This is a genomic window from Sphingomonas gilva (genome assembly GCF_003515075.1).
Taxonomy (GTDB): domain Bacteria; phylum Pseudomonadota; class Alphaproteobacteria; order Sphingomonadales; family Sphingomonadaceae; genus Sphingomonas; species Sphingomonas gilva.
Window position 1 is genome coordinate 24,417 of sequence record NZ_QWLV01000005.1, and the last position, 23,420, is coordinate 47,836.

A 23,420-nucleotide genomic window follows, 5' to 3' on the forward strand; every position below is an offset into this window, starting at 1 on the left:
ATCCCACAGGGCTCTCGGGTCGCGCACCGCAATCTCGCTTTTCCGGAGCGCGAACCCGTGGCCGACGACCGCCAGATGCTTGAAGATGTCGCGCGGCGGACGTTCGCCAGGGCGGCGCTGACGCGCCTCGACCGCGCGTGGCCGGAAACCGCGACGCTCGACATCTTCAGCCTGGGCGCGGGGACCGACGAGCACCAGTTCGCGCTCGACGTGCAGTTCCTCGTCGATCAAGGTCTGGTGCAGTATGAATTGGTGATGATCGCCGGGATGCGATCGCTTTATCGCTACGCTTCGATCACCCAGCATGGCCGCGAGCTGATGCGGAGCCTGCGCGCCCGCGCCTGACGGCTCACTGGCCGAAACGCGCCTCACCCGCGACGCGCACCGCCTCACGCGCGGCGGCGAGCAGCGCGCCCGCCTTGGCCTCGCACTCGCGCTGTTCATAGGCGGGATCGCTGTCCGCGACGATGCCCGCACCTGCCTGCACATGCATCGTGCCGTCCTTCACCACCGCGGTCCTGAGCACGATGCAGCTGTCCATGCTGCCGTCCGGAGAGAAATAGCCGACGCCGCCAGCATAGGCGCCCCGCGCCTCGCCCTCCAGCTCGGCAATGATCTGGCAGGCGCGGACCTTCGGCGCGCCCGAGACGGTGCCAGCGGGAAAGCCCGCGAACAGTGCGTCGATCGCATCCCTGGCGGGATCGAGCCGGCCGACGACGTTCGACACGATGTGCATGACGTGGCTGTAGAACTCCACCGCATAGCTGTCGGTCACCTGCACGCTGCCGGGCGTAGCCACGCGGCCGACATCGTTGCGGCCGAGATCGAGCAGCATCAGATGCTCGGCGCGCTCCTTGGGATCGGCGAGCAGGCTGGCGCGCTGCTCGGCATCCTCCACCGCGGTCCGCCCGCGCGGCCGCGTGCCGGCGATCGGGCGGATGGTCACCTCGCCATCGCGCGCGCGGACAAGGATCTCGGGCGAGGAGCCGGTCAGTGCGAAGCCCGGAAAATCGAGGAAATAAAGGAAGGGCGACGGATTGATCCGCCTGAGTGCGCGATAGAGCGCGAAAGGAGGAAGGGAAAAGGGCGCGGTGAAGCGCTGTGCGAGCACCACCTGGAAGATGTCGCCGGCTGCGATGTAGTCCTTCGCCTGCGCCACCATCTCGGCATAGCGACCGGGCGGCAACACCGGAGCCAAGTTTTCCGGCGGTTCGGCGAGTGCGTCGCGCGCATCCGACGGCGTCGGCGCGGCGAGGCGCGCCTCTATCGCATCGAGACGTTCCTCCGCCGCGGCGATCTCGGCATCGCCGCCCGCCCAGACCGGCGCGATGAGGAAAAGTGCATCGGCCAAACGATCGAACACCAGGATCGTCGTCGGGCGGACGAATAGCATGTCGGGCAGGCCGAGCGGATCGGCGGCGGGGCGGGGCAGGGACTCGACCAGGCCGATCGTCTCATAGCCGAAATAGCCGACGAGGCAGGCAAGCGCGCGGGGCAGCTCGGCCGGTATGTCGGCGCGGCATTCGGCGACCAGCGCATGCAAGGACGCCAGCGCGCCGGCTTCGCACGGCGCGAACGCGCCGCGATCGGTCAGCCAGGCGCGGTTGATCGCGGCGCTGTCGCCGTCTGCGCGGAACACCAGGTCAGGGGCGAGGCCGATCAGGCTGTAGCGCCCGCGAACCTGCCCGCCCTCGACCGATTCGAGCAGAAAGTCGCCGCGGCCCGGCTCGATCGTCTTGAGTGCGGCGGACACCGGCGTTTCGGTGTCGGCGATGCGCCGCCGCCAGATGAGCGCCGGCTTGCCCTGCCGCAGACGTTCGGCTGCGTCCTCGCTCACTGCCCGCCGCTGATCTGGCGCTTGGCGGCTGCGACGCCTTCCGTGTTGATCGTCGTGCCAACCGCGGCGCGCACGGCATTGGTGAACTGCTCGGCATATTCCTGGCCTGCGACGCGGCCGAGGCCGGCGCGGGTGGCGGCGATCACCTCGGGACTCTTCGATGCGTCACCCTCCACCACCTCGTCCAGATAGACGACGAGGAAGCCCTGGTTGTTCGGCGCCTCGAGCTGCTTGGCGCTGTCCTCCGCCATGCTGAACATCAGCGCGATCGGCGGTGCGAGGCGGCCCTGCTGCGAGGTCAGCTCGGACCGGGTGCCGGCGACGGTCTCGCTCGGCGGCAGGGTGAGGCCGGTCTCGCGCAGCGCCTGGGCCATCGAAGTGCCGCGATTGATCTTGGCGACGACCTCGCGCGCGGCCGTGCGCGCGGCGCGCTGCTGACGTTCCAGCACCACCGACCGCGCGACCGTGTCCCGCACCTGGGCGAGCGGACGCGGCGTCGCGGGGACGATCGATTCGAGCCCCCAGAGCACATAGCCGGTGTCTCCGGGCAAGCTCGCCACCTGCGGATCGTCGCCCTGTTCCGCTTCAAACGCGGCTTGCAGCACGGCGGTGAGTTCGGGCGCGGGGGTCGCCTGCGGCGCGTCGGGGTTCATGCCGTTGCTGGTGACCGCGGGCGACCTCACAGGAGTCAGGCCGAATTGCTGCGCGACCTCGGTGAAGCTCGCGCCCTCGCTGACTGCGTTCTCGATATTGGTCACCAGATCGGCCATCGCGTTGGCGGCCTTGCTGGTGGTGAGTTCGGCCGCGATCTCCTCGCGCGCCTGTTCGAGCGAGCGGCCGGCGATCTGCGCGACGTCCTCGACGCGCACGACATGCCAGCCGAGCGCGGACCGGACCGGACCGGCGACCGCGCCCTCGGCCGCGGAGAAGGCCGCGTCGGCCACGGCCTGGGACGATTGCCCCGCGAGCGCCGCCTTTTCGACATCGCCGATCGTCGTCGCCTCAAGCCCTGCCGCCTGCGCCGCCGCCGCCAGCGTCGCGCCGCCGCGCACGCGCTCCGCGATGGCGTTGGCGCCCGCCTGATCGGCGACGATCACCTGGGTGAGATCACGGGTCTCCCGCGCGGCATATTGTGCGCGGTTGGCATTGTAGGTCTGCGCGATCTCCGCGTCGGTCGGCCGCGCAGCCTCCGCCACCTTGCTCTTGTCGAACGCCGCGTATTGCACCACGCGCCGCTGGGGGATGGTGAAGCGCTGGATGTTGCGCTGATAATAGGTCTGAATCTCCTGTGCGGTGGGCTCGGCGCCCTCCGGCAAGGCCGTCGCGGGGATCAGCGCGAACTGGCCGGTACGGCGTTCGAGCAGCAGATTGGCATAAGGTGTTGCGAGCTGCTGCGACACTTGCGCTGCGCCGACGATCGGCCCCATCAGCTGATTGACCAGCGTCTCACGCGCGATATCGGCGCGCAGCTGCGCTTCGCTGATCCGTTCGGAGGCGAGGATCTGGCGGAAGATCGCCTGATCGAACTTGCCCGAAGGCCCTTGGAAGGCCGGAATGCTGGCGATGCGCCCCTCGACCAGCCGTTCGCTGACGCGCATGCCGTTCGCCTGCGCAAAGGCCTGCAGCGCCATGCCGTTGACGATGCGCTCCAGCGTCTGCTCCGCGCCGCCCTGCGCGACGAAGGCGGCGATGTCGAGCGTCGGCTGCTGCTGGCGCGCAGTGCGCCATTCCTGATCGACGCGATTGGCGAGCTCGCTCTGCGGCACCTCTTCGCCCGCCACCTCCGCGACCGGGCCGCCTGCGCCGGTGTTCGTGCCAAAGCCGCCGAGATTCTGCACGTCCATCGCCGCGAAGCCCAGCGCGATGACGCCGAGCAGCACGAAGGCGAGGAGCAGGCCGATCTTCGAATTGAGAATGCGGCGGAAGAAGGTGATCATGAGAAGCGGCGCGCCCGATAGAGATGGAGCGGCTGCTTTAGGGGTGGTGCCCTTGCGCTTCAAGCCGCGGCTGCTACCCGTCGCCCAGCTTCGGAACGGGGGGATGGCCATGCAGCGCCGCAAGTTGGTCGCAGGCAATTGGAAGATGAACGGGCTTCGAGCGGATCTGCCCGAGGTGGCGGCGATCGCGAGGGCGGCGGTGGAAAATCCGGGCGTCGACGTCATGCTGGGGCTGCCCTTCACCTTGATCGAGGCGGCGGTCGGCGTCGCAGGGGCGCTGCCGATCGGCGCGCAGGATTGCCACGAGGCGGACAGGGGCGCGCATACCGGCTGCATCTCGGCGGCGATGCTCCGGGAGATCGGTGCGCGCATGGTGATCGTCGGCCACAGCGAACGCCGCGCCGACCAGCATGAGACCAGCCAGGACGCCTGGGCCAAGGCCGCTGCGGCACACCGCCACGGCCTCGAGGTGATCCTGTGCTGCGGCGAGAGCGAAGCCGAGCGCGACGCCGGCCGCGCCGAGCGCGTGGTGCAGGCGCAGATCGAAAAGTCGCTGCCCGAGACCGCCGAGGGAGGCTGGCTGACCTTGGCCTACGAGCCGCGTTGGGCGATCGGTACCGGCCGCACGCCCACGCTCGATGAGATCGCGTCGATCCACGCGATCGCCCGCGCCAAGATGCGATCGCTGGTCGGCGACGCCGCCGACGGCATCCGCATCCTCTATGGCGGGTCGGTGACGGGCGACAATGCGGGCGCGATCCTGGCGGCCGAACATGTCGACGGCGCATTGGTCGGCGGCGCGAGCCTCACCGCAGCGAAATTCGTGCCGATCATCGAGGCGGCGGCGACGCTCTAGCGCGCCGGATAGCGCGTCTTGAGCACCTCCCAGGCGGCTCGCAGGCCGTAGGCTTCGCCGCCCTTCGGCCTGCCGGGCTTGGCGGCGGGACGCCAGGCGAAGGTGTCGAAATGCGCCCAGGGCACGTCGCCGGGCACAAAGCGCTGGAGGAACAGCGCGGCCGTCACCGCACCCGCGAAGCCGCCTTCGGGGGCGTTGTTGAGATCGGCGATGTCCGATTTCAGCATGTCCCTGTAGCCGTCCCATAGCGGCATCCGCCACAGGGGATCGTGGACCGCCTCACCGGCGGCGAGCAGGTCCGTCGCCAGTGTTTCGTCATTGGCGAAGGTCGCGGGCAGGTCGGGACCGAGCGCCACGCGCGCCGCTCCGGTCAGCGTCGCGAAATCGAGGATCAGCGCGGGATCGTCTTCGCCGGCTCTTGCCAGCGCATCGGCGAGGATCAGCCGCCCTTCGGCGTCGGTGTTGGTCACCTCGACGGTCAGTCCCTTGCGGCTGGTCAGCACATCGCCGGGGCGGAAGGCGTTGCCGGCGATCGCATTCTCAACCGCCGGGATCAGCAGGTGGAGGCGAACCGGCAGGTGCGCTTCCATCACCAGCGCCGCCAAGGCCAGCGTGTGCGCCGCGCCGCCCATATCCTTCTTCATCAGCCGCATGCCGGCGGCGGGCTTGATGTCGAGCCCGCCCGAATCGAAGCACACGCCCTTACCGACCAGCGCGATGCGTGGGTGCTTCGGATTGCCCCATTGGAGCTCGATCAATCGCGGCGCGAACGCCTTGTCGGCGGCGCGGCCGACGGCATGGACCATTGGGAACTGCTTTTCGAGATCGGCGCCCTTGGTGACGTGCAGCATCGCCCCATGCCGGTCCGCGAGACGCTTGACTTCCGCCTCAAGCTGGAGCGGCCCCATATCGGCGGTGGGCGTATCGACCAGATCGCGGACCAAAGCGGTCGCTTCGGCGAGGCGCACCGTCTCCTCCACTCGCGCCGGATCGCCCGTCAGGAGGATGCGCGGGCCGGTTTGCCCCTCGGCCTTCTTGTACCGCTCGAAACGATGCTGGGCGAGCAGCCAGCCGAGCCCCGCCGCGCCGACATCGCCCTCGGCAAGCCGATAGGCGCCCTCAGGCAATGCGGACGCGCGCGAGGCGATGCGCCAGGGCGACGACGTCGGTTCGTTGCAGACGAGCAACGCCGACCAGTCCTCGGTCGCTTCGCCCGGGAGAACCGCGGCGTTGCCAGGCTTTCCGGTGAGCCCGTGCGCGGCGACCGCGGCGCGCACGCGCGGCGGCTGCGCGGCGAGCCAGTCAGGCCAGGCATCCGGATGGACGACATGGAGCGTGCGGGCGGACTGGCCTTTGTCGGGCTGGAGAAGCGAGGCGAAATCGGTCATCGCGCCTGACTAGGCGATCACGGGCGTTCCGAACAGATCATGCTCGTCGGCATCCTCGATTTGCGCCCTGAGGATATCCCCCTCCGCCACATGGCCCGCATCGCGGAGATGAACCTCGCCATCGATCTCGGGCGCATCGGCCTTGGAGCGGCCGGTGGCGCGGCCGGTCTCCGCATCCACCGCATCGATGATGACGTCGAGCGTGCGGCCGATCTTCGCCTGGAGCTTCTCCGCCGAAATGCGGGCGGTGAGCGCCATCAGCCGGGCGTAGCGTTCCTCCTTGACCTCTTCGGGCACCGGATCGGGCAGGGCATTGGCGGCGGCGCCTTCGACGGCCTCGAAGCGGAACGCGCCGACGCGGTCGAGCCGGGCTTCCTCCAGCCAGTCCATGAGGTATTGGAAATCCTCTTCGGTCTCGCCGGGGAAGCCGACGACGAAGGTCGATCGGATGGCGAGATCGGGGGCGATCTCGCGCCAGCGGCGGATGCGTTCGAGTACCTTCACGTCGTTCGCCGGGCGGCGCATCGCGCGCAGCACCCTGGGTGAGGCGTGCTGGAAGGGTATATCGAGATAGGGCAGCACCAGCCCCTCGGCCATCAGTGGGATGACGCGGTCGACATGCGGGTAGGGATAGACATAGTGCAGCCGCACCCAGGCGCCGAGGCCGCCGAGTTCGCGGGCGAGATCGGTCATGTGCGGCACCACCTCGCGGCCGTGCCACATGCGCGGCTCGTCGCGGATGTCGATGCCGTAGGCGGACGTGTCCTGGCTGATGACCAGCAGTTCCCTGGTGCCGGCGGCGACGAGCTTCTCGGCCTCGCGCAGCACCGCGTCGGGGCGGCGAGAGACGAGATCGCCGCGCAGGGCGGGGATGATGCAGAAGGCGCAGCGATGGTTGCAGCCCTCCGAAATCTTCAGATAGCTGTAATGACGCGGGGTGAGCTTGAGCCCGCTTTCGGGCACCAGGTTGAGGAACGCGTTCGGCGGCATCGGCGCCGCCTCGTGCACCGCGCCGACGACCTCCTCATATTGATGCGCACCGGTGACCGCGAGCACGCCGGGGAAGCGCGCGCGGATCACCTCGGCCTCCTTGCCCATGCAGCCGGTGACGATGACGCGGCCATTCTCGGCGATCGCCTCGCCGATCGCCTCCAGGCTCTCTTCCTTGGCCGAATCGAGGAAACCGCAAGTGTTGACCAGCACCACGTCCGCGCCGGCGTAATCGGCGGACATGGCATAGCCGTCCGAGCGGAGCTTGGTCAGGATGCGCTCGCTATCGACCAGATTCTTGGGACAGCCGAGCGAAACCATCCCCACCTTGGGGGTATCGGGAAATTGGGTTGCCATGATCGGGCGCGCACATAGCGATTCGATGGGCTTTTGAACAGGGTCGCGGGCGCGCTTCCCGTTTGCGTTTGGCGGGCGTATCGTGTCGCCAGCGCAACAACAGGGGGAGGGCGCAATGGGAACCGAGATCCACTGGCTTGGCGTGTTGGCGGCGTCCGTCGCCGGGTTCCTGGTCGGCGGGCTGTGGTACGGGCCGCTGTTCGGCAAGGCATGGCAGGCCGCGCGCGGGCTGAGCGACGAGGCGCTGAGGGAGGGCGCGAACATGGGCCTGATCTTCGGGCTGACCTTCCTCCTCAACGTCGTCTCCGCCTTCGTGCTCGATCACACGCTCGGCACCTACGGCGATCCCGACATGACGCTGTCGCTGATGATCGCGGGCGGGATCGCGCTGGGCTTCGTCATTCCCGCGATGGGGGTGAATTACCTGTTCTCGCGCATGTCCTTCAGACTGTTCCTGATCGACGCGGGATACTGGTTCGTCATCTACTGCGTGATGGGCGCGATCCTCGATCTGCTGTCTTAGGTTCGTCGCGGAACGATCTCGACGATCACATCGCCGGCCTGGAGCGCCTTCGCTTCCGGGTCGGCGAAGCTGTGCGGCTCCTCGCCGCGATAGATGCGCACGCCCAGGCCGGTCGCGATCGCGGAGAGCGGCTTGCCGACCTCATCGGGGTGGACCATCCGCTCCTTCAAGGCAACGCGACCGTCGATCGCGGCGAGATCGGAGAGATACTCGGCGATATGCGGGCCGCTGCACGATCCGGCGAGCAGCAGCCCGGCGAAGCTGACCGGGTTGATCACCGTCGTCGCGCCCGCTGCGCGCGCGGGCAGCTCATTGTCCTCGGCGCGCACGGTGACGCTGATGCGCAGATTGGGCGCGAGGTGCCGGGCGGTGAGGGTGATGAGGATCGAGGTGTCATCGCGCCCAGCCGACACGATCATCGAGCGAGCGCGATCGATCTTCACGTCCATCAGCGTTTGATCGCGCGTCGCGTCGCCCTGCAGCACGTTGCAGCCGAGCTTCTCGGCGCGTTCGAGCGCCTCATGCTCGCAATCGACGATGACGATCTCGGCCGGATCGGTGCCGCGCGCGATCAGCTCGTCGACGGCCTCCGAATTGCTGACGCCGAAGCCGGCGACGACGATGTGATCGTGGAGGTTTCGCTGGATCAAGGTCATCCTCCATTTGTCCCAGGTGCGGCGAAAAACGAAGCTGTAGGCGGTGCCGACGAACAACAGGATCACGAACACGCGGATAGGCGTGACGATCAGCGCATCGAACAGGCGCGCGCGTTCGGTGACCGGCGCGATATCGCCATAGCCGGTCGTGGTGATCGAGATCATCGTGAAATAGATGACGTCGGCGAAGCTGACTTCGCCGTCATACACATCGCGCAGGCCCGCGCGGTCGAGCCAGTGGACAGTGATGGCGACGCCGACGAGGGCGAGGACGAACAGCACGCGCCAGCCGATCGAAACCCATACCGGCGTGGTGGGGGCGCGCCTGAGCGTGGTGTATCCCCGGTATCGACGCGGCGCGATCATGCCCCTGTCTGACGCGAAATGCCGGCCTTGCGCAAGCCGTCAGCCCGCATAGGTCGCCGCGAGGCCTTCCAGCGATTGATGATGCGTCAGGTCGAGGTGCAGCGGCGTGACCGCGATCCAGCCGTCCTGCACCGCTTCCAGATCGGTCTGGTGGCCGGGCGTGTGCTCGGTCACGCCCAGGCCGAACCAGTAATAGGGATAGCCGCGAGGATCGACGCCCTTCACGATCGCCGAGCGGCCATAGTCGTGGAAGCCCTGCTTGGCGATCTTGATGCCGCGCACCTCGTCGGGTGCGAGCGCTGGGAAGTTGACGTTGATCAGCGTGCGGTGCGGCATGTCCATGCCGACCAGCGGCGCCAGCACCCGGTCGCCCCAGGCTTCGGCGGCGGCGAAGGGCACGGTGTCGCCCATCCCCTCGCGCGCATAGACCTGGCTCAATGCGACCGCCGGAATGCCGGCCAGCGCCGCCTCCATCGCCGCGGAGACGGTGCCCGAATAAGTCACGTCCTCGGCCAGGTTGGCGCCGCGATTGACCCCCGACAGCACCAGATCGGGCTTGCCGACATCCCCCAGCACCACCTGCAGCGCCATCATCACCGAATCGGTCGGCGTGCCGGAGACCGAAAAGCGCCGCTCCCCATGCTTCCTGAGACGCACGGGCCGGGTAAGGGTGAGCGAATGCCCGGCGCCCGATTGCTCTTCGGAGGGGGCGACCACCCAGATATCGTCCGACAGCTTGGCGGCGAGTGCTTCGAGGATTTTCAATCCCGGCGCGTGAATGCCGTCATCGTTGGTGACGAGGATACGCATTGATAGACCTCTCAACTCGTCGCTCCTGCGAAGGCAGGGGCCTCAGGCCGCAACAGCGGCGGCCGGTATGCCACAAACCCAGAGGCCTCTGCCTTCGCAGAGGCGACGGGTTAGTTCGATTGCAGTTTCGTCAATCCGCCCAACCACGGCGCGAGCGCCTTGGGCAGGTCGACCGAGCCGTCCGCCTGCTGGCCGTTCTCCAGCACCGCGACGAGCGTGCGTCCGACGGCGAGGCCCGAGCCGTTCAGGGTATGGACGAAACGCGTGCCCTTCTCGCCCTCCGGCCGGTAACGCGCGTTCATCCGCCGCGCCTGGAAATCGCCGGTGTTGGAGACGCTGGATATCTCGCGATAGGCGTTCTGGCCGGGCAGCCAAACCTCCAGATCATAGGTCTTGCGCGCGCCGAAGCCCATGTCGCCGGTGCACAGCAGCATGCGGCGATAGGGCAGCTCCAGCGCCTCGAGGATCGCCTCGGCCGCCTCGACCATGCGCAGATGCTCGGCCTCCGATTCCTCGGGCGCAGTGATCGCGACCAGCTCGACCTTCTCGAACTGGTGCTGGCGGATGAAGCCGCGCGTGTCGCGTCCCGCCGAGCCTGCTTCCGAGCGGAAGCAAGGGGTAAGCGCAGTGTAACGAATGGGAAGGGCCGCGCCGTCGAGGATCTGCTCGCGGACCAGGTTGGTCAGGCTCACTTCCGATGTGGGGATTAGCCAGCGCCCGTCGGTGGTCTTGAACGAATCCTCGGCGAACTTAGGCAGCTGTCCGGTGCCGACCATCGCTTCTTCTCGCACCAGCAGCGGCGGCGCGATTTCGGTGAAACCGCGCTCGCCGGTCTGGTAATCGAGCATGAACTGGGCGAGCGCACGGTGCAGCCGCGCCATCTGTCCACGCAATACGGTGAAGCGCGCGCCGGAAATCGCCGCCCCGGCCTCGAAATCCATCCCGAGCGGCGGGCCGAGATCGGCATGTTCCTTCGGCGCGAAATCGAAGCTGCGCGGGGTGCCCCAGCGCTTCTGTTCGACATTGGCGGATTCGTCCTTGCCATCCGGAACCTCGTCGGCGGGGATATTCGGGATTCCGCTCAGCAGTTCACGAAGCTGTTTCCCAGCATCGCTGAGATCGACGGCCTCATATTTAAGAACTTCAACTTCCGCCTTGAGTCGTTCGGCCTCCTGCGAATCTCCGCGGGCCATCGCCTGACCGATAAGTTTCGATATCTGGTTCCTACGCGACAGGTTTGCCTGAGCTTCGGTTTGCTCGCGACGGTTCTGCTCGTCCAACGTCAGGATTTCTGAAGAAACTGGCCCCACGCCGCGACGCGCCAGCGCGGCATCAAAGGCGGCGGGATCGTCACGGATCAGACGAATATCGTGCATAGGCGCGGGCTATGACCGGCTGGCCGCGGCTTCGCAACCCCGCGCGCTGCGGCGCGTTGGCAAGGGGCAGACAATAACAAGGAGACCCTTATGCTGCTTCCCCACAAGAGCTTCGTCGTGGTGGCCGATGGCCGCAAGATGCTGTTCTTTCGCAATGAGGGCGACGCCATGCACCCAAATCTGGTGGTCGAGCGCGTGCGCGAGCAGGAAAATCCGGACGCGAGCGAACAGGGGACGGATACGCCGGGCCGCACCTTCGCGAGCAACGGCGCCGGGCGAAGCGCTTACGAGGAGACCGACTGGCATCAGCTGGAGGAAGACCGCTTCGCCGCCGAAACCGCCGAGCTGCTCAAGAAGCGCGCGCTGCGCAACGATTACGAATCGCTCGTCGTGGTGGCGCCGCCGAAGACGCTCGGCGAGCTGAGGAAGCATTATCACAAGGAAGTCAGCGGGCGTCTCACCGCCGAGCTCGACAAGGACCTGACCGGACATCCGGTGGAGCAGATCGAAAGGATACTCGCCGCCGCGTGATACCGGCACCGAAAGGACGAAAAAAGAGGCGCGTTCCCGGTCAGGAACGCGCCTCTCTTTCGTTGTGAGGCTCAGGCCGCCTTCTTCTTCGCCCAGCGCTGGCGGGCGATGAGCCCTGCCGCGGCGGCGCCGAACAGCAGCACCACCGGCGGCGCGGGAACCGGCGTCGGCGGCTCGCCTCCGGTGGACGAGGGCGGGTGGCCGCCGGTGCTGGTGCTGGTCGTGCTCCAGCCGCCGGTCGAGCTGACATTGCCCGACGAGGACGAGCTGGTCGAGCTCGACGTCGATGAGGAGGTCGAGGACGAGGTGGACGACGACGTCGAGGACGAGGTCGACGAGGAAGAGGACACGTTGCCCGAGGACGAGGACGTGCTCGACACATTGCCCGAGGAGGAGGTGCTCGACACGTTGCCGCTCGACGTCGAGGAGGTGCTGGAGACGCCGCCGGTCGAGGTCGAGGAGCCGCCCGAAGAGGTGGAGCTCGACGATCCGCCCGACGAGGTCGAGGTCGAACCGCCCGACGAGGTCGAGGAAATGACGATATTGCCGCCGCTCGAGCTGCCGCCGCCACCGAAGAAGCCCCCGGCGAAGAACCCGCCGCCGCCAAAGCCTCCCGAGCCGCCGATCACGACCGGCATCCCGCCCGATCCGCCGACAAAGCCTTCGGACGGCGGAAGCGGCACCGGCACCGGCGCATAGGGCGCGGCGAGCGGGACGGGCGCTCCCTGGGTGGTGACGGTCACCACCGCCGGCGCGCAGTTGGCCGCGGTCTGGACCTTGCGCTTCTTGGGCAGTGCGCGCGCGACCCGCTTGCGCGGGGCGGCCTTGGCGCTTGCCTTTGCCGACTTGACCACCGCCGGGCGGGGCTTTTCCGCATAATGCACCGCGCCACCGCCGACGACGGCGCCGCCGCATGCGCAGGCGCAGAGTTTTGCCAGGGCCATCCGAACAGACATCGCTTGCTCTCTCGTTCTTCACGCCGGCGGGAGGAAAATCGCTGTTCTCGTCCCGGCCAGGCGCCTGTGGTGATCCGAACTGGTCAGAGCGGCGGCGCTATCGCAAGCAGGTTAACCACTTATGCGTGGCCCATTTTCGGACTCTGCGCCAAGCCTGGCAAAGCAGCATGGTTAATGTCCCATCGGGGAACGGAATTCGAGCTTTCGGGAGGATGAAGCCGGGATTCAGACTTGTGCAACCTCATCGCGCGCAAGGAAACCATCGCTTCGCTTGTCGGGGCATCGGCGTCTGGCTATAGGCGCGGCCAAGCGGTTGGGGATCAGAGGCGAATCCATTCGCCCGGCGCCCGTCCGCCTGGGGTGGAATGGAGATGGGGCAATGGCGACGGTATTGCGTATGGCGGACCAGTTCGAGGCGATCAACGACGACGGGGCCGCCGATAATCGGGGCGGTTATCGACCAAGCCCCGACGAACCATTCATGAATGCGCGCCAGCAGGGCTATTTTCGGGACAAGCTGATCGCATGGAAGGACGCGATCCTCCGCGAATCGCAAGGCACATTGTCCCAGTTGCAGGCCGATCCGCTCCGCGAGGCCGACCTTACCGACCGCGCATCGAGCGAGACCGACTGGTCGATCGAACTGCGCACCCGCGATCGGCAGCGCAAGCTGATCTCCAAGATCGACGCCGCGCTTCGCCGGATCGACGAAGGCGAATATGGCTATTGCGAGGTGACCGGCGAGCCGATCTCGCTCGCTCGCCTGGAGGCCCGTCCGATCGCTACGATGACGGTCGAGGCGCAGGAGCGCCACGAACGCAACGAGAAGATCTCACGCGACGAGTGATCGCTTTAACGCTTCCCAAAGCCTTGGGGCGTAGAAGCGGGGCCGTGTCGCAAGCTGGATCGCGCATGGAATGAATCCGATTTCGAAATCCGAATCCCGGCCGGACAAGCAGCGTTCGCAGCGCCGTGACAGCCTGTTGCTGCGCGCCGAAATTCGCTCGCTTGATGGCCATGACCCGATCGCGGCGGTGGTCCGCAATCTTTCCGCGGGCGGCATGATGGCGGAAAACGCCTTCGTCTATCCGGTGGATACGCGCGTCGAGGTCGAGCTGCGCAACATGGGATCGGTGCCGGGCAAGGTCGTCTGGCGGGTCGAGAACCGGATGGGCATCGCGTTCGATTGGGAGATCAATCCCGCCGCCGCGCGCAAGCCGGTACTCAAGACGTCGAATCCGGCGCCCAAGCGCGCCAAGCCGATTCGGCCGATACTGGAATAGACGAATGAAGCGGGCCGCCCCGATGGAGCGGCCCGGCGCCTGTCAGCAGGACAGGATCATTTCTTCCTTCACCCGCAATTTCTGCTTCTTGAGCATGGAGAGCGTCGCCGCATCGGGCATCGGACGATGTTCTTCGTCCTGGATCTTCCGGTCGAGCGTGGCGTGCTTTGCCTGGAGAGCGGCGATATGCGCGGTTTCCATCAGGTCGTGCCTCCTTTTTTCCGGGGTGGGTGACAAATAGATCACAGATCGCTCTCGCTGTCTGCCCTGTTCAGCGGTTAGAACGACGGACGCATCAGTCGCGGCGACGATCCGTTGGGGATCGCGGCGGACGGGTAGCGGGCAGCGGTGGAACGGGGGTTGCGCATGGGCGATGCCGAAACACGCAAGCGGCTGGAATTGCTGAGGCAGGAGCATCGCGACCTCGACGCCGCGATCGCCGCGCTGACCGAGCAGGTGCTTCACGACCAGCTCCAGATGGCGCGCCTCAAGAAGCGGAAGCTGCGGCTGCGCGACGAGATCGCCGCGATCGAGGACAATCTGGTGCCCGACATCATCGCGTGACCATAATGGGACTCGGGTTAACCGATTCCCTCCCTGTGCAATCGCCGTCGCCTGTGCCAGCCTTGGCCGATGAGCATGTTCTCGCAAGGCGGCGCGCGGCTGACGCGCCGGGTGATCGACGCCCATTATGTCGAGGCGATGGTGCTCGCCGACGAGGCGCGGGGCTATTTCGACCAGGCCGGCCGCGATGATCGCTCGCAGCTCGATCCGGCGCTTCGCGTATCCTTCGCCTGCGAATCGCTCAAGGTCACGACGCGGCTGATGCACGTGATCGCCTGGCTGCTCACCCAGCGCGCGGTCGATGCCGGCGAGATCGCCTCCGACGCAGCGCTCAGCCCGTCACGCCGGCTCGGCGCGCCCGCGATCAGCGACGACGATGTGGTGGCGCAACTGCCCGATCGCGCGCGCGATATCGTCGCGGCGAGCAGCGAATTGTTCGATCGAATCGCCCGGCTGGACGCCGAGCTTGGCCGCGAAGCCCAGGACAGCCCGGTCCACGCGCTCCATGCCAAGCTGAGCGGCGCCTTCTAGAAGCGCGCGGCCACCTTCGCGGTGCTATCGCGCGCGGCGCGATACTCCTTGGCCAGCCGATCGACCCGCACCGCCAGCGGTTCGACCGCGCGCACCGCGCCGATGCCCTGACCCGATCCCCAGATGTCGCGCCAGGCCTTGGCCTTGCTGCCCTCGTTGCCGCCGAAGTTCATCGTCTTGAGATCGCCCTCGGGCAGATTGTCGGGATCGAGCCCGGCGGCCTGGATCGAGCCACGCAGATAGTTGCCGTGCACGCCGGTGAACAGGTTCGAATAGACGATGTCCGCCGCGCGTCCCTCGACGATGCCCTGCTTATAGGCCTCGGCGGCGTTGGCCTCCTCGGTCGCGATGAAGGGCGAGCCGATATAGGCGAAGTCCGCCCCCATCGCCTGCGCCGCCAGGATCGCGCCGCCATTGGCGATCGCGCCGGACAGAGCCAGTGGGCCATCGAACCACTCGCGGATTTCCTGGACCAGCGCGAAGGGCGACAGCCGCCCGGCATGGCCGCCCGCGCCCGCCGCGACCGCGATCAGCCCGTCGGCGCCCTTTTCGATCGCCTTCCTCGCGAAGCGGTCATCAATGATGTCGTGCAGGGTGATGCCGCCCCAGCCATGCACCGCGGTGTTGAGATCCTCGCGCGCGCCGAGCGAGGTGATGACGATCGGCACCTGCCACTTGGCGCAGGTTGCGAGATCGGCCTCCAGCCGGTCGTTCGATCGGTGGACGATCTGGTTGACCGCGAAGGGTGCGGCGGGGCGGTCCGGATTGTCCCGGTTCCACGCGGCGAGCTCCTCGGTGATCCGGTGCAGCCATTCGTCGAGCAGCGCCTGCGGCCGCGCGTTGAGCGCGGGAAAGGCGCCGACGATCCCCGCCTTGCACTGCGCGATCACGAGATCGGGGCCGGAGATAATGAACAGCGGCGCGCCGATCACGGGCAGCCGCAGCGATTGGAAGATCGGGTATGCTTCGAGCATGCCCGTTTCATAGCGCAACCGAAACGGCTGTCCACCCTTGATGCGAGGCTAGCGCAACACGCCGCCCGGCCTGAATTCGGCGACCAGATCGAAGCGGTCGCCGCGGAACAGCTGGCGCACCTGCGTCACCATCTCGCCCGCCCGCCACGTGGTGCGATCGAGCTCAAGGCATGCGGACCGCGCGCGCAGCCCGAGTGCGGCGGCCTCGGCGCGCGTCGCCTCGACCGCCCTGATCTGATGCCGCGCCGAGGTCCACGGCACATGGTGCAGCAGCCAGGCGCCAGGCGCCTCCTCGACAAAAGCCTTGCCGGCCGCATCGGGCACGGATGCGAGCGCGATCAGCCGGCGCTCCAGCGCGAACGGCTCGCCGCCGCCGAAGTGCACGCCGTCGACCCTGATCGCGGGGAGGGGGAAGGGTCCGTCCTCGGCGCCCGCTTCGCGGCGCAGGGTCCGCTTCCAGCGATAGGCTTCGCCCCGCGCGGCGATGATCTGCGCCAGGTCGGGAATGTCGAGCACCGCCGAATGCACCTGCGGATGCGCGACGAACGAGCCCGCCTTGCGCCGGCGCTCGATCAGGCCCGCCCTGGCCAGCGCGCCGAGCGCCTTGCTCACCGTCGCCCGCGAGCAGCCATAGGCGGCGACCAGCTCATGCTCGAACGGGATGCGGGTCCCCGGCCGCCATTCGCCCGAATGGATGCGCATTTCGATATCGGCGCGGATACGCTGGTCGAGCGTCACGCGAGCAGCCTCTCCAGCGTTCGCCGATAGCGCTCGGCCACTGGTCCGGCGGCGAAGTGGCGTCCGTGTTCAACGCATTTTCGGCCGCCTCGCCAGACCGTGTCGATCGCCCCGCCAGCGAATATCCATCGGTCGAGCAAGGTCATAGGATCGGCTCCGGCGAACGCGGGCCGGGTCAGGTCGAGCGCGACGATATCCGCAGGCGCACCGGTCCTGAGCCCGGTCTCGACACCGAGCGCCCGCGCCCCGCCGGCGACCGCGCCCTCGAACAATCGCTGCCCCACCGATGGCGCGGCATCGTCCGCCAGCAGCGCCCGGCGTCGATGCGCCAGCCTCTGCGAATATTCCAGCGCACGCAGTTCGGACGCGGCATCGACCAGGATGTTCGAATCGGTGCCTGTGCCGAAGCGCCCGCCCGCCCCCAGATAGCGCATCGCCGGGAAGGTGCCGTCGCCCAGATTGGCCTCGGTCACCGGGCACAGGCCCGCGACCGCGCCGCTCGCGGCAAGCCGGTCGCATTCCGAGGAATCGAGATGTGTCGCATGGATCAGGCACCAGCGCTGATCGACATCTTCATGGTTGAGCAGCCATTCGACCGGCCGCGCGCCGCTCCAGGCGAGGCACGCCTCGACCTCGCGCACCTGCTCGGCCGCGTGGATGTGAATGGGGCCATCACTGGCGAGCGGCAGGATCGCGCGCAGTTCCTCGGGCGTCACCGCCCGCAGCGAATGCGGCGCGATCCCGATCACGGCATCGGCGGGCAGCTTCGCCCGGCTCGCCTCGACCAGCCTGGCGAAGCTGTCGGGATCGGACAGGAAACGTCGCTGCCCGGGTGCGGGGGCTGCACCGCCGAAATCGCCATGCGCATAGAAAACCGGAAGCAAGGTCAGGCCGATGCCGGCGATCTCCGCCGCCGCGACGACCGCGCCCGTGGTCTCGGCCGGGTCGGCATAACGGCGGCCGTCCACATCATTGTGGAGATAATGGAACTCGCCGACGCGGGTATAGCCCGTCTCGAGCATCTCGACATAAGCCTGCGCGGTGATGGCGGCGATGTCGTCGGGCGTCAGCCGGTCGAGGAACCGGTACATGATCTCCCGCCAGCTCCAGAAATCGTCGTCGGGGCGCCCGCGCCGCTCGGACAGGCCCGCCATGCCGCGCTGGAAACCGTGGCTGTGGACGTTGCACAGCCCGGGCAGCGCGGCGCCGTGCCGCGCGTCCGATGCTTCGGGCGAAACATCCGGCTCGATCGAAGCGATCCGGCCGTCGTCGATGCCGATGCGCACGCGCTCGGCCCATCCCCCCGGCAGCAAGGCATATGCGAACCAGAGATGCTGCATCGGCCGTTCTCCTCGATATTATGTCTAGACATAATATCGCGCGTGGACAAGGATGCGGCATGGATCGGCTTTGGACCAACGCCCGGCTCGCGACGATGGCCGGGGATGGGCTCGGCATCGTCGAGGACGGCGTGGTCGCCTGCCGCGACGGGCGCATCGCCTATGCCGGCGCGCGTGCCGAGAGGCCTGCCGATGCCGCGGAGATCGTCGACTGTGCCGGCCGCTGGATCACGCCGGGGCTGATCGACTGTCACACGCACCTGATCCATGCCGGCGACCGCGCCGGCGAATGGGCGATGCGGCTGGAGGGCGCGAGCTATGAGGAGATCGCCCGCGCCGGCGGCGGCATCCTCTCGACCATGCGCGCCACCCGCGCCGCCAGCGAGGCCGAACTGGTCGAGACCGCACTCTTCCGGCTCGACGCGCTGCTGGCCGAAGGCGTCACCACCATCGAGGTCAAGTCGGGCTACGGCCTGACCGTCGAGGACGAGCTCAAGATGCTGCGCGCCGCGCGGGGGCTGGGCGAGACGCGGGCGGTGCGCGTTTCGCCAACGCTGCTGGGTGCGCACGCGCTGCCGCCCGAATATGCCGGCCGGGCCGACGATTATGTCGATCTGGTCTGCGACGCGATGATTCCGGCGGCCGGCAATCTGGCCGACGCGGTCGACGCCTTCTGCGAAGGAATAGGCTTCTCGCCCGCGCAAATCGATCGCGTGCTGGCCGCCGCGAAGGCGACCGGTATGCCCGTAAAGCTCCACGCCGAGCAGCTGTCGGCGCTAGGCGGCGCCAGCCTAGCCGCCGGCCACGGCGCGCTGTCTGCCGATCATCTCGAATATGCCGGCGAAGCTGATGTACGCGCGATGTCCGCCGCGGGCACGGTGGCGGTGCTGCTGCCCGGCGCTTTCTATTTCATGCGTGAGACCAAGTTGCCGCCGGTCGAGCTGCTCCGCGCCCATCATGTGCCGATCGCGATCGCCACCGACTGCAATCCCGGCACCTCGCCCACGACGTCGCTGCTGCTCATGCTCAACATGGCTGCGACGCTGTTCCGCCTGACCGTGTCCGAAGCGCTGCGCGGGGTGACCGTAAATGCGGCGCGGGCGCTCGGTCTTGCCGATGAGATCGGTACGCTGGAGCCCGGCAAGGCCTGCGACCTCGCGCTGTGGGATATCGGCGACCCTGCCGAGTTGGTCTATCGGATCGGCTTCAATCCCTTGCACATGCGCGTGAAGGACGGACGATGCTGCTGAGCCCGGGCGCGGTATCCTATGCCGATTGGCGCGCGATCCATGATGGTGCGGACGTTCGCCTTGATCCCGCCTGCCGCGCCGCCGTCGCCGAAAGCGCGGCGGCGGTCGAGCGCATTCTGGCCGCGGGCGAACCGGTCTATGGCATCAACACCGGCTTCGGGAAGCTCGCCAGCGTCCGTATCGAGGCGGGCGACCTCGCTACGCTCCAGCGCAACATCGTCCTCAGCCACGCCGCGGGCGTAGGCGAGCCGATGCCCGCGCCCGTCGTGCGGCTGATGATGGCCCTGAAGCTCGCCAGCCTCGCGCGCGGCGCATCGGGCGTAGCGCCCAGGACGGTCGAGCTGATCGAAGCGATGCTCGAACGCGACCTTCTGCCGGTCATCCCGGCGCAGGGATCGGTCGGCGCCTCGGGCGATCTCGCGCCGCTCGCGCATATGGCCGCGGCGATGATCGGCGTCGGCGAAATACTGGTCGACGGCAGGCGGGTGGAGGCGGGGAGGGCGCTCGTCGATGCCGGGCTCGCGCCTTTGGAACTTGGACCGAAGGAAGGGCTTGCCCTCCTCAACGGCACGCAATTCTCCTGCGCCCATGCGCTCGCCGGGCTGTTCGCGGCGGAGCGGCTGTACCGCGTTGGGCTGGTCACCGGCATCCTCTCGACCGAGGCGGCCAAGGGCTCCGACGCGCCGTTCGATCACCGCATCCACGCGTTGCGCGGCCATCGCGGCCAGATCGAAACCGCCAACGCGCTGCGGCGGATGATGGAAGGATCGGGCATCCGCGCCTCGCACCGCGTCGACGACCTGCGCGTGCAGGACCCCTATTGCCTGCGCTGCCAGCCGCAGGTGATGGGCGCGGTGCTCGATCTGCTGCGCCAGGCGGCGGCGACCCTCGTCACCGAAGCCAACGGCGTATCGGACAATCCGCTGATCTTCGCCGACACCGATGAGGCGCTTTCGGGCGGCAACTTCCATGCCGAGCCGGTCGCCTTCGCCGCCGACATGATCGCGCTCGCGCTGTGCGAGATCGGCGGCATCGCGGAGCGGCGGATCGCGATGCTGGTCGATCCCGCGCTGTCCGGCCTGCCGGCGTTCCTCACGCCCAGGCCGGGCCTCAATTCGGGCTTCATGATCCCGCAGGTGACCGCCGCGGCCCTGGTTTCGGAGAACAAGCAGCGCGCCACGCCGGCAAGCGTCGATTCGATCCCGACCTCGGCCAATCAGGAGGATCATGTCTCGATGGCGGCGCATGGCAGCCGCCGACTGCTGGAGATGGCGGCGAATGTCGATGCGATCCTGGCCATCGAGCTGCTCGCGGGCGCGCAGGGCTGCGATTTCCATGCGCCGCTCACATCCAGCGCGCCGGTCGAAGCGGTGCGCGCACTGCTCCGCGCCGAGGTGCCGACGCTGACCGACGACCGCCACATGGCGCCCGACATCGAAGCGGCGATCGCGCTGGTCCGCTCGTCCGCGCTGCTCGACGCGACCGGGCCGCTGCCGGGACTGGAAAGTTGACGCTCACTCACCATTCTCGTCACCCCGGACTTGTTCCGGGGTCCATGGGGAGGCTGGGCAATACGCAAGAGCCTCCTGCTCAGCGCCATGGACCCCGGAACAAGTCCGGGGTGACGATCGGGGATGTGGGGGCGAGCGCGATATGAGCTGGCTCCATGTCGAACGGCGCGATACGCCGCTGATCCTCGCCTTCCCGCATGGCGGGACGGATATACCCGCCGACCTGCTGCCCGCCTTCCGCTCGCGCTGGTGGGCGGTCCGCGACGCCGACTGGCACATCCGCGCGCTCTACGAAGGGCTGGCCGACGCCACGCTGATCTGGACCGACATGTCGCGCAGCGTGATCGACTGCAACCGCGATCCTTCGGGCGCGTCGCTCTATCCCGGTCAGGCGACCACTGGCCTGTGCCCGGTCGAAACCTTCGACGGCGATCCCCTCTATCACAAGGGCGAGACGCCCGACGTCGAGACACGAAGGGCATGGTTCGATCCCTACCACGCCGCGCTCGAGACCGAGATCGCCCGCCTGCGCGCGCGTCACGACCGCGTCGTGCTCTACGACTGCCATTCGATCCGCAGCCATGTCTCGCGCCTGTTCGAGGGCGAGCTGCCCGAGCTGAACATCGGCACAGATGGCGGCGCGACCTGCGATCCGGCGCTCAGCGAGGCGGTGCTCGCCGAATGTGCCGGCCGCAGCCACGTCCTGAACGGCCGTTTCCGCGGCGGCTGGACCACGCGGCATTATGGCCGGCCGGGGCAAGGCGTCCACGCGATCCAGATGGAGATCGCGATGCGCGCCTATCTGCGCGAGCCGGCCGAAACGCCGACCGAAGCCAACTGGCCGCCCGCCTATGATCCCGATTTCGCCGCGCCGCTGCGCGCCCAGCTCGCGCGCGTGCTCGACGCCGCGCGCGCCTTCGCCGAAAGCTGACCGATGAACCGTCTCGACAACAGCCGTCACATCCAGGCGCCGACCGGCCCCGATCTCAGCGCGAAGAGCTGGCTCGCCGAGGCGCCCTTGCGCATGCTGATGAACAATCTCGACCCGCGCGTGGCGGAGAATCCGCAGGAACTGGTCGTCTATGGCGGCATCGGCCGGGCGGCGCGCGACTGGGAGAGCTTCGATCGTATCGTCGGCGTGCTCCAGAGGCTCGAGGATGACCAGACCCTGCTTGTCCAGTCGGGCAAGCCGGTCGGCGTGTTCCGCACCCATCGCGATGCGCCGCGCGTGCTGATCGCCAACTCCAACCTCGTCCCCAAATGGGCGACCTGGGAGCATTTCCATGCGCTCGATCGCGCCGGGCTGATGATGTACGGCCAGATGACCGCGGGCAGCTGGATCTACATCGGCAGCCAGGGGATCGTGCAGGGCACCTACGAGACCTTCGTCGAGGCGGGGCGCCAGCATCACGGCGGCGACTGGGCGGGCAAATGGATCCTCACCGCGGGCCTCGGCGGCATGGGCGGCGCCCAGCCGCTCGCGGCGACGATGGCGGGCGCGTCGTGCCTCGCGGTGGAATGCCAGCCGAGCCGGATCGAGATGCGGCTCAGGACTGGCTATCTCGACCGCATGACCGACCGCCTGGACGAGGCGCTGGAGATCGTCACCACCGCGACTTCGCCCGTCTCGGTCGGGCTGCTCGGCAATGCGGCGGACATTTGTCCAGAGCTGGTCCGCCGCGGCGTGCGTCCCGATCTCGTGACCGATCAGACCTCCGCGCACGACCCGGTCAACGGCTATCTGCCGCAGGGCTGGACGCTCGATCGCTGGATGGCCGCGCGCGAGGGCGATCCCGCCTCGGTCGAGCGGGCGGCCAAGGCTTCGATGGCGACGCATGTCCGGGCGATGCTCGATTTCTGGCAGGCCGGGGTGCCGGTGGTCGACTACGGCAACAATATCCGCCAGGTCGCGCTCGACGAGGGCGTGGCGGACGCCTTCGCCTTTCCCGGCTTCGTCCCCGCCTATATCCGCCCGCTCTTCTGCCGCGGCGTCGGGCCGTTCCGCTGGGCGGCGCTGTCGGGCGATCCTGAGGACATCTACAGGACCGACGCGAAGGTGAAGGAACTGCTGCCCGACGATGCGCACCTCCATCGCTGGCTGGACATGGCGCGCGAGCGGATCCGGTTCCAGGGCCTGCCCGCGCGCATCTGCTGGGTGGGGCTGGGCGACCGTCACCGCCTCGGCCTCGCCTTTAACGAGATGGTCGCATCGGGCGAGCTGAAGGCGCCGGTGGTCATCGGCCGCGATCATCTCGATTCGGGCTCGGTCGCCAGCCCCAATCGCGAGACCGAGGCGATGATCGACGGATCGGACGCGGTTTCGGACTGGCCGCTGCTCAACGCCCTGCTCAACACCGCGAGCGGCGCGACCTGGGTGTCGCTGCATCACGGCGGCGGCGTCGGCATGGGCTATTCGCAGCATGCGGGCATGGTCATCGTCGCCGACGGCACGCCGGAGGCGGCCGCCCGCCTCGAACGCGTGCTGTGGAACGATCCCGCCACCGGCGTGATGCGCCATGCCGACGCGGGCTATGCCGAAGCCGCCCAATGCGCCCGCGCGTGCGGCCTCGATCTGCCGAGCCTGGCTGGATAAGCCGCTGGAACCAGCGTCCCGCGCCGCTAAGGTGGCGTGCAAGCGGTGATGGT

The 23,420-nt window shown here is 68.0% G+C and carries 24 protein-coding genes; 13 read left to right on the forward strand and 11 right to left on the reverse strand.

What is annotated here, in order from left to right; translation table 11 throughout:
• Positions 1-75 precede the first annotated feature (75 nt).
• Positions 76-345 (forward strand): hypothetical protein, encoded by a 270-nt coding sequence (locus tag D1610_RS11255; protein ID WP_222927000.1) that lies wholly within the window; start codon positions 76-78, stop codon positions 343-345.
• Positions 346-349: 4 nt separating this feature from the next.
• Here the strand turns inward: D1610_RS11255 and trpE are convergent, their stop codons facing one another.
• Positions 350-1,837, reverse strand: coding sequence for an anthranilate synthase component I (trpE, locus tag D1610_RS11260; protein WP_118864294.1), 1,488 nt, complete (start codon positions 1,835-1,837; stop codon positions 350-352).
• The gene (locus D1610_RS11265; RefSeq protein ID WP_182466796.1) at positions 1,834-3,774 is read right to left on the reverse strand and encodes a peptidylprolyl isomerase; all 1,941 of its coding nucleotides are present in this window, start codon (positions 3,772-3,774) and stop codon (positions 1,834-1,836) included. The genes trpE and D1610_RS11265 overlap by 4 nt, the downstream gene beginning before the upstream one ends.
• Before the next feature lie 109 nt (positions 3,775-3,883).
• Between D1610_RS11265 and tpiA the strand changes: the two genes are divergently transcribed.
• The gene (tpiA, locus tag D1610_RS11270; RefSeq protein ID WP_118864475.1) at positions 3,884-4,630 is read left to right on the forward strand and encodes a triose-phosphate isomerase; all 747 of its coding nucleotides are present in this window, start codon (positions 3,884-3,886) and stop codon (positions 4,628-4,630) included.
• On the opposite strand, the gene D1610_RS11275 is transcribed toward tpiA, so the two are convergent.
• Both D1610_RS11275 and rimO read right to left on the reverse strand, forming a co-directional pair.
• A complete protein-coding gene (locus D1610_RS11275; RefSeq protein ID WP_118864296.1) occupies positions 4,627-6,018 on the reverse strand; it encodes a leucyl aminopeptidase family protein in 1,392 nt (463 codons plus the stop codon). The genes tpiA and D1610_RS11275 overlap by 4 nt on opposite strands.
• Positions 6,019-6,027: 9 nt before the next feature.
• Positions 6,028-7,365, reverse strand: a complete 1,338-nt coding sequence (gene rimO / locus D1610_RS11280; RefSeq protein WP_118864297.1) for a 30S ribosomal protein S12 methylthiotransferase RimO — start codon at positions 7,363-7,365, stop codon at positions 6,028-6,030.
• Between the two features lie 115 nt (positions 7,366-7,480).
• Between rimO and D1610_RS11285 the strand changes: the two genes are divergently transcribed.
• On the forward strand, positions 7,481-7,888 hold the full coding sequence (locus D1610_RS11285) for a DUF1761 domain-containing protein (protein ID WP_118864298.1): 408 nt from the start codon (positions 7,481-7,483) through the stop codon (positions 7,886-7,888).
• Here the strand turns inward: D1610_RS11285 and D1610_RS11290 are convergent.
• The 3 genes from D1610_RS11290 to serS all read right to left on the reverse strand — a co-directional run bounded on the left by D1610_RS11290 (position 7,885) and on the right by serS (position 11,096).
• Positions 7,885-8,910 carry a potassium channel family protein gene (locus D1610_RS11290; RefSeq protein ID WP_118864299.1) on the reverse strand — a complete coding sequence of 342 codons (1,026 nt, stop codon included), beginning with the start codon at positions 8,908-8,910 and terminating at the stop codon, positions 7,885-7,887. The two genes, D1610_RS11285 and D1610_RS11290, sit on opposite strands and share 4 nt — an antisense overlap.
• Before the next feature lie 39 nt (positions 8,911-8,949).
• A complete protein-coding gene (gene surE / locus D1610_RS11295) occupies positions 8,950-9,720 on the reverse strand; it encodes a 5'/3'-nucleotidase SurE (protein ID WP_118864300.1) in 771 nt (256 codons plus the stop codon).
• Between the two features lie 110 nt (positions 9,721-9,830).
• Positions 9,831-11,096 carry a serine--tRNA ligase gene (serS, locus tag D1610_RS11300; RefSeq protein ID WP_118864301.1) on the reverse strand — a complete coding sequence of 422 codons (1,266 nt, stop codon included), beginning with the start codon at positions 11,094-11,096 and terminating at the stop codon, positions 9,831-9,833.
• A gap of 90 nt (positions 11,097-11,186) precedes the next feature.
• Between serS and D1610_RS11305 the strand changes: the two genes are divergently transcribed.
• The 4 genes from D1610_RS11305 to D1610_RS11320 all read left to right on the forward strand — a co-directional run bounded on the left by D1610_RS11305 (position 11,187) and on the right by D1610_RS11320 (position 13,866).
• On the forward strand, positions 11,187-11,627 hold the full coding sequence (locus D1610_RS11305; protein ID WP_118864302.1) for a host attachment family protein: 441 nt from the start codon (positions 11,187-11,189) through the stop codon (positions 11,625-11,627).
• A gap of 108 nt (positions 11,628-11,735) precedes the next feature.
• Entirely contained in the window at positions 11,736-12,326 is a 591-nt protein-coding gene (locus D1610_RS11310) for a hypothetical protein (protein WP_182466797.1), read from the forward strand.
• 654 nt (positions 12,327-12,980) lie between these two features.
• Positions 12,981-13,430, forward strand: a complete 450-nt coding sequence (dksA, locus tag D1610_RS11315; RefSeq protein ID WP_182466810.1) for an RNA polymerase-binding protein DksA — start codon at positions 12,981-12,983, stop codon at positions 13,428-13,430.
• A 70-nt stretch (positions 13,431-13,500) separates the two neighbouring features.
• On the forward strand, positions 13,501-13,866 hold the full coding sequence (locus tag D1610_RS11320; RefSeq protein WP_118864304.1) for a PilZ domain-containing protein: 366 nt from the start codon (positions 13,501-13,503) through the stop codon (positions 13,864-13,866).
• Between the two features lie 42 nt (positions 13,867-13,908).
• On the opposite strand, the gene D1610_RS11325 is transcribed toward D1610_RS11320, so the two are convergent.
• The gene (locus tag D1610_RS11325; RefSeq protein WP_118864305.1) at positions 13,909-14,067 is read right to left on the reverse strand and encodes a YdcH family protein; all 159 of its coding nucleotides are present in this window, start codon (positions 14,065-14,067) and stop codon (positions 13,909-13,911) included.
• A gap of 165 nt (positions 14,068-14,232) precedes the next feature.
• Here D1610_RS11325 and D1610_RS11330 point away from each other — a divergent pair, with 165 nt between their 5' ends.
• Together D1610_RS11330 and D1610_RS11335 are read left to right on the forward strand one after the other, a co-directional pair.
• Positions 14,233-14,430: a YdcH family protein gene (locus D1610_RS11330; protein WP_118864476.1), complete on the forward strand. Its 198-nt coding sequence runs from the start codon at positions 14,233-14,235 to the stop codon at positions 14,428-14,430.
• 69 nt (positions 14,431-14,499) lie between these two features.
• Entirely contained in the window at positions 14,500-14,961 is a 462-nt protein-coding gene (locus D1610_RS11335) for a DUF1465 family protein (RefSeq protein WP_118864306.1), read from the forward strand.
• On the opposite strand, the gene D1610_RS11340 is transcribed toward D1610_RS11335, so the two are convergent.
• Genes D1610_RS11340 through D1610_RS11350 form a run of 3 tightly spaced genes read right to left on the reverse strand, consistent with a single transcriptional unit; the run spans position 14,958 to position 18,013 of the window.
• Positions 14,958-15,935, reverse strand: coding sequence for an NAD(P)H-dependent flavin oxidoreductase (locus D1610_RS11340; protein WP_118864477.1), 978 nt, complete (start codon positions 15,933-15,935; stop codon positions 14,958-14,960). The genes D1610_RS11335 and D1610_RS11340 overlap by 4 nt on opposite strands.
• Positions 15,936-15,983: 48 nt before the next feature.
• Positions 15,984-16,637, reverse strand: a complete 654-nt coding sequence (locus D1610_RS11345) for a histidine utilization transcriptional repressor HutC (protein ID WP_425453220.1) — start codon at positions 16,635-16,637, stop codon at positions 15,984-15,986.
• A 32-nt stretch (positions 16,638-16,669) separates the two neighbouring features.
• On the reverse strand, positions 16,670-18,013 hold the full coding sequence (locus D1610_RS11350; RefSeq protein WP_118864308.1) for a formimidoylglutamate deiminase: 1,344 nt from the start codon (positions 18,011-18,013) through the stop codon (positions 16,670-16,672).
• 59 nt (positions 18,014-18,072) lie between these two features.
• Between D1610_RS11350 and hutI the strand changes: the two genes are divergently transcribed.
• The 4 genes from hutI (at position 18,073) to hutU (ending at position 23,367) form a co-directional block, all read left to right on the forward strand.
• Positions 18,073-19,263, forward strand: a complete 1,191-nt coding sequence (hutI, locus tag D1610_RS11355; RefSeq protein ID WP_118864309.1) for an imidazolonepropionase — start codon at positions 18,073-18,075, stop codon at positions 19,261-19,263.
• The gene (gene hutH / locus D1610_RS11360; RefSeq protein ID WP_118864310.1) at positions 19,254-20,774 is read left to right on the forward strand and encodes a histidine ammonia-lyase; all 1,521 of its coding nucleotides are present in this window, start codon (positions 19,254-19,256) and stop codon (positions 20,772-20,774) included. Before hutI ends, hutH begins: the two co-directional genes overlap by 10 nt.
• Positions 20,775-20,916: 142 nt before the next feature.
• A complete protein-coding gene (gene hutG, locus D1610_RS11365) occupies positions 20,917-21,705 on the forward strand; it encodes an N-formylglutamate deformylase (protein ID WP_118864311.1) in 789 nt (262 codons plus the stop codon).
• A gap of 3 nt (positions 21,706-21,708) precedes the next feature.
• Positions 21,709-23,367 (forward strand): urocanate hydratase, encoded by a 1,659-nt coding sequence (gene hutU, locus D1610_RS11370; RefSeq protein WP_118864312.1) that lies wholly within the window; start codon positions 21,709-21,711, stop codon positions 23,365-23,367.
• The last annotated feature ends 53 nt before the right edge of the window (positions 23,368-23,420 follow it).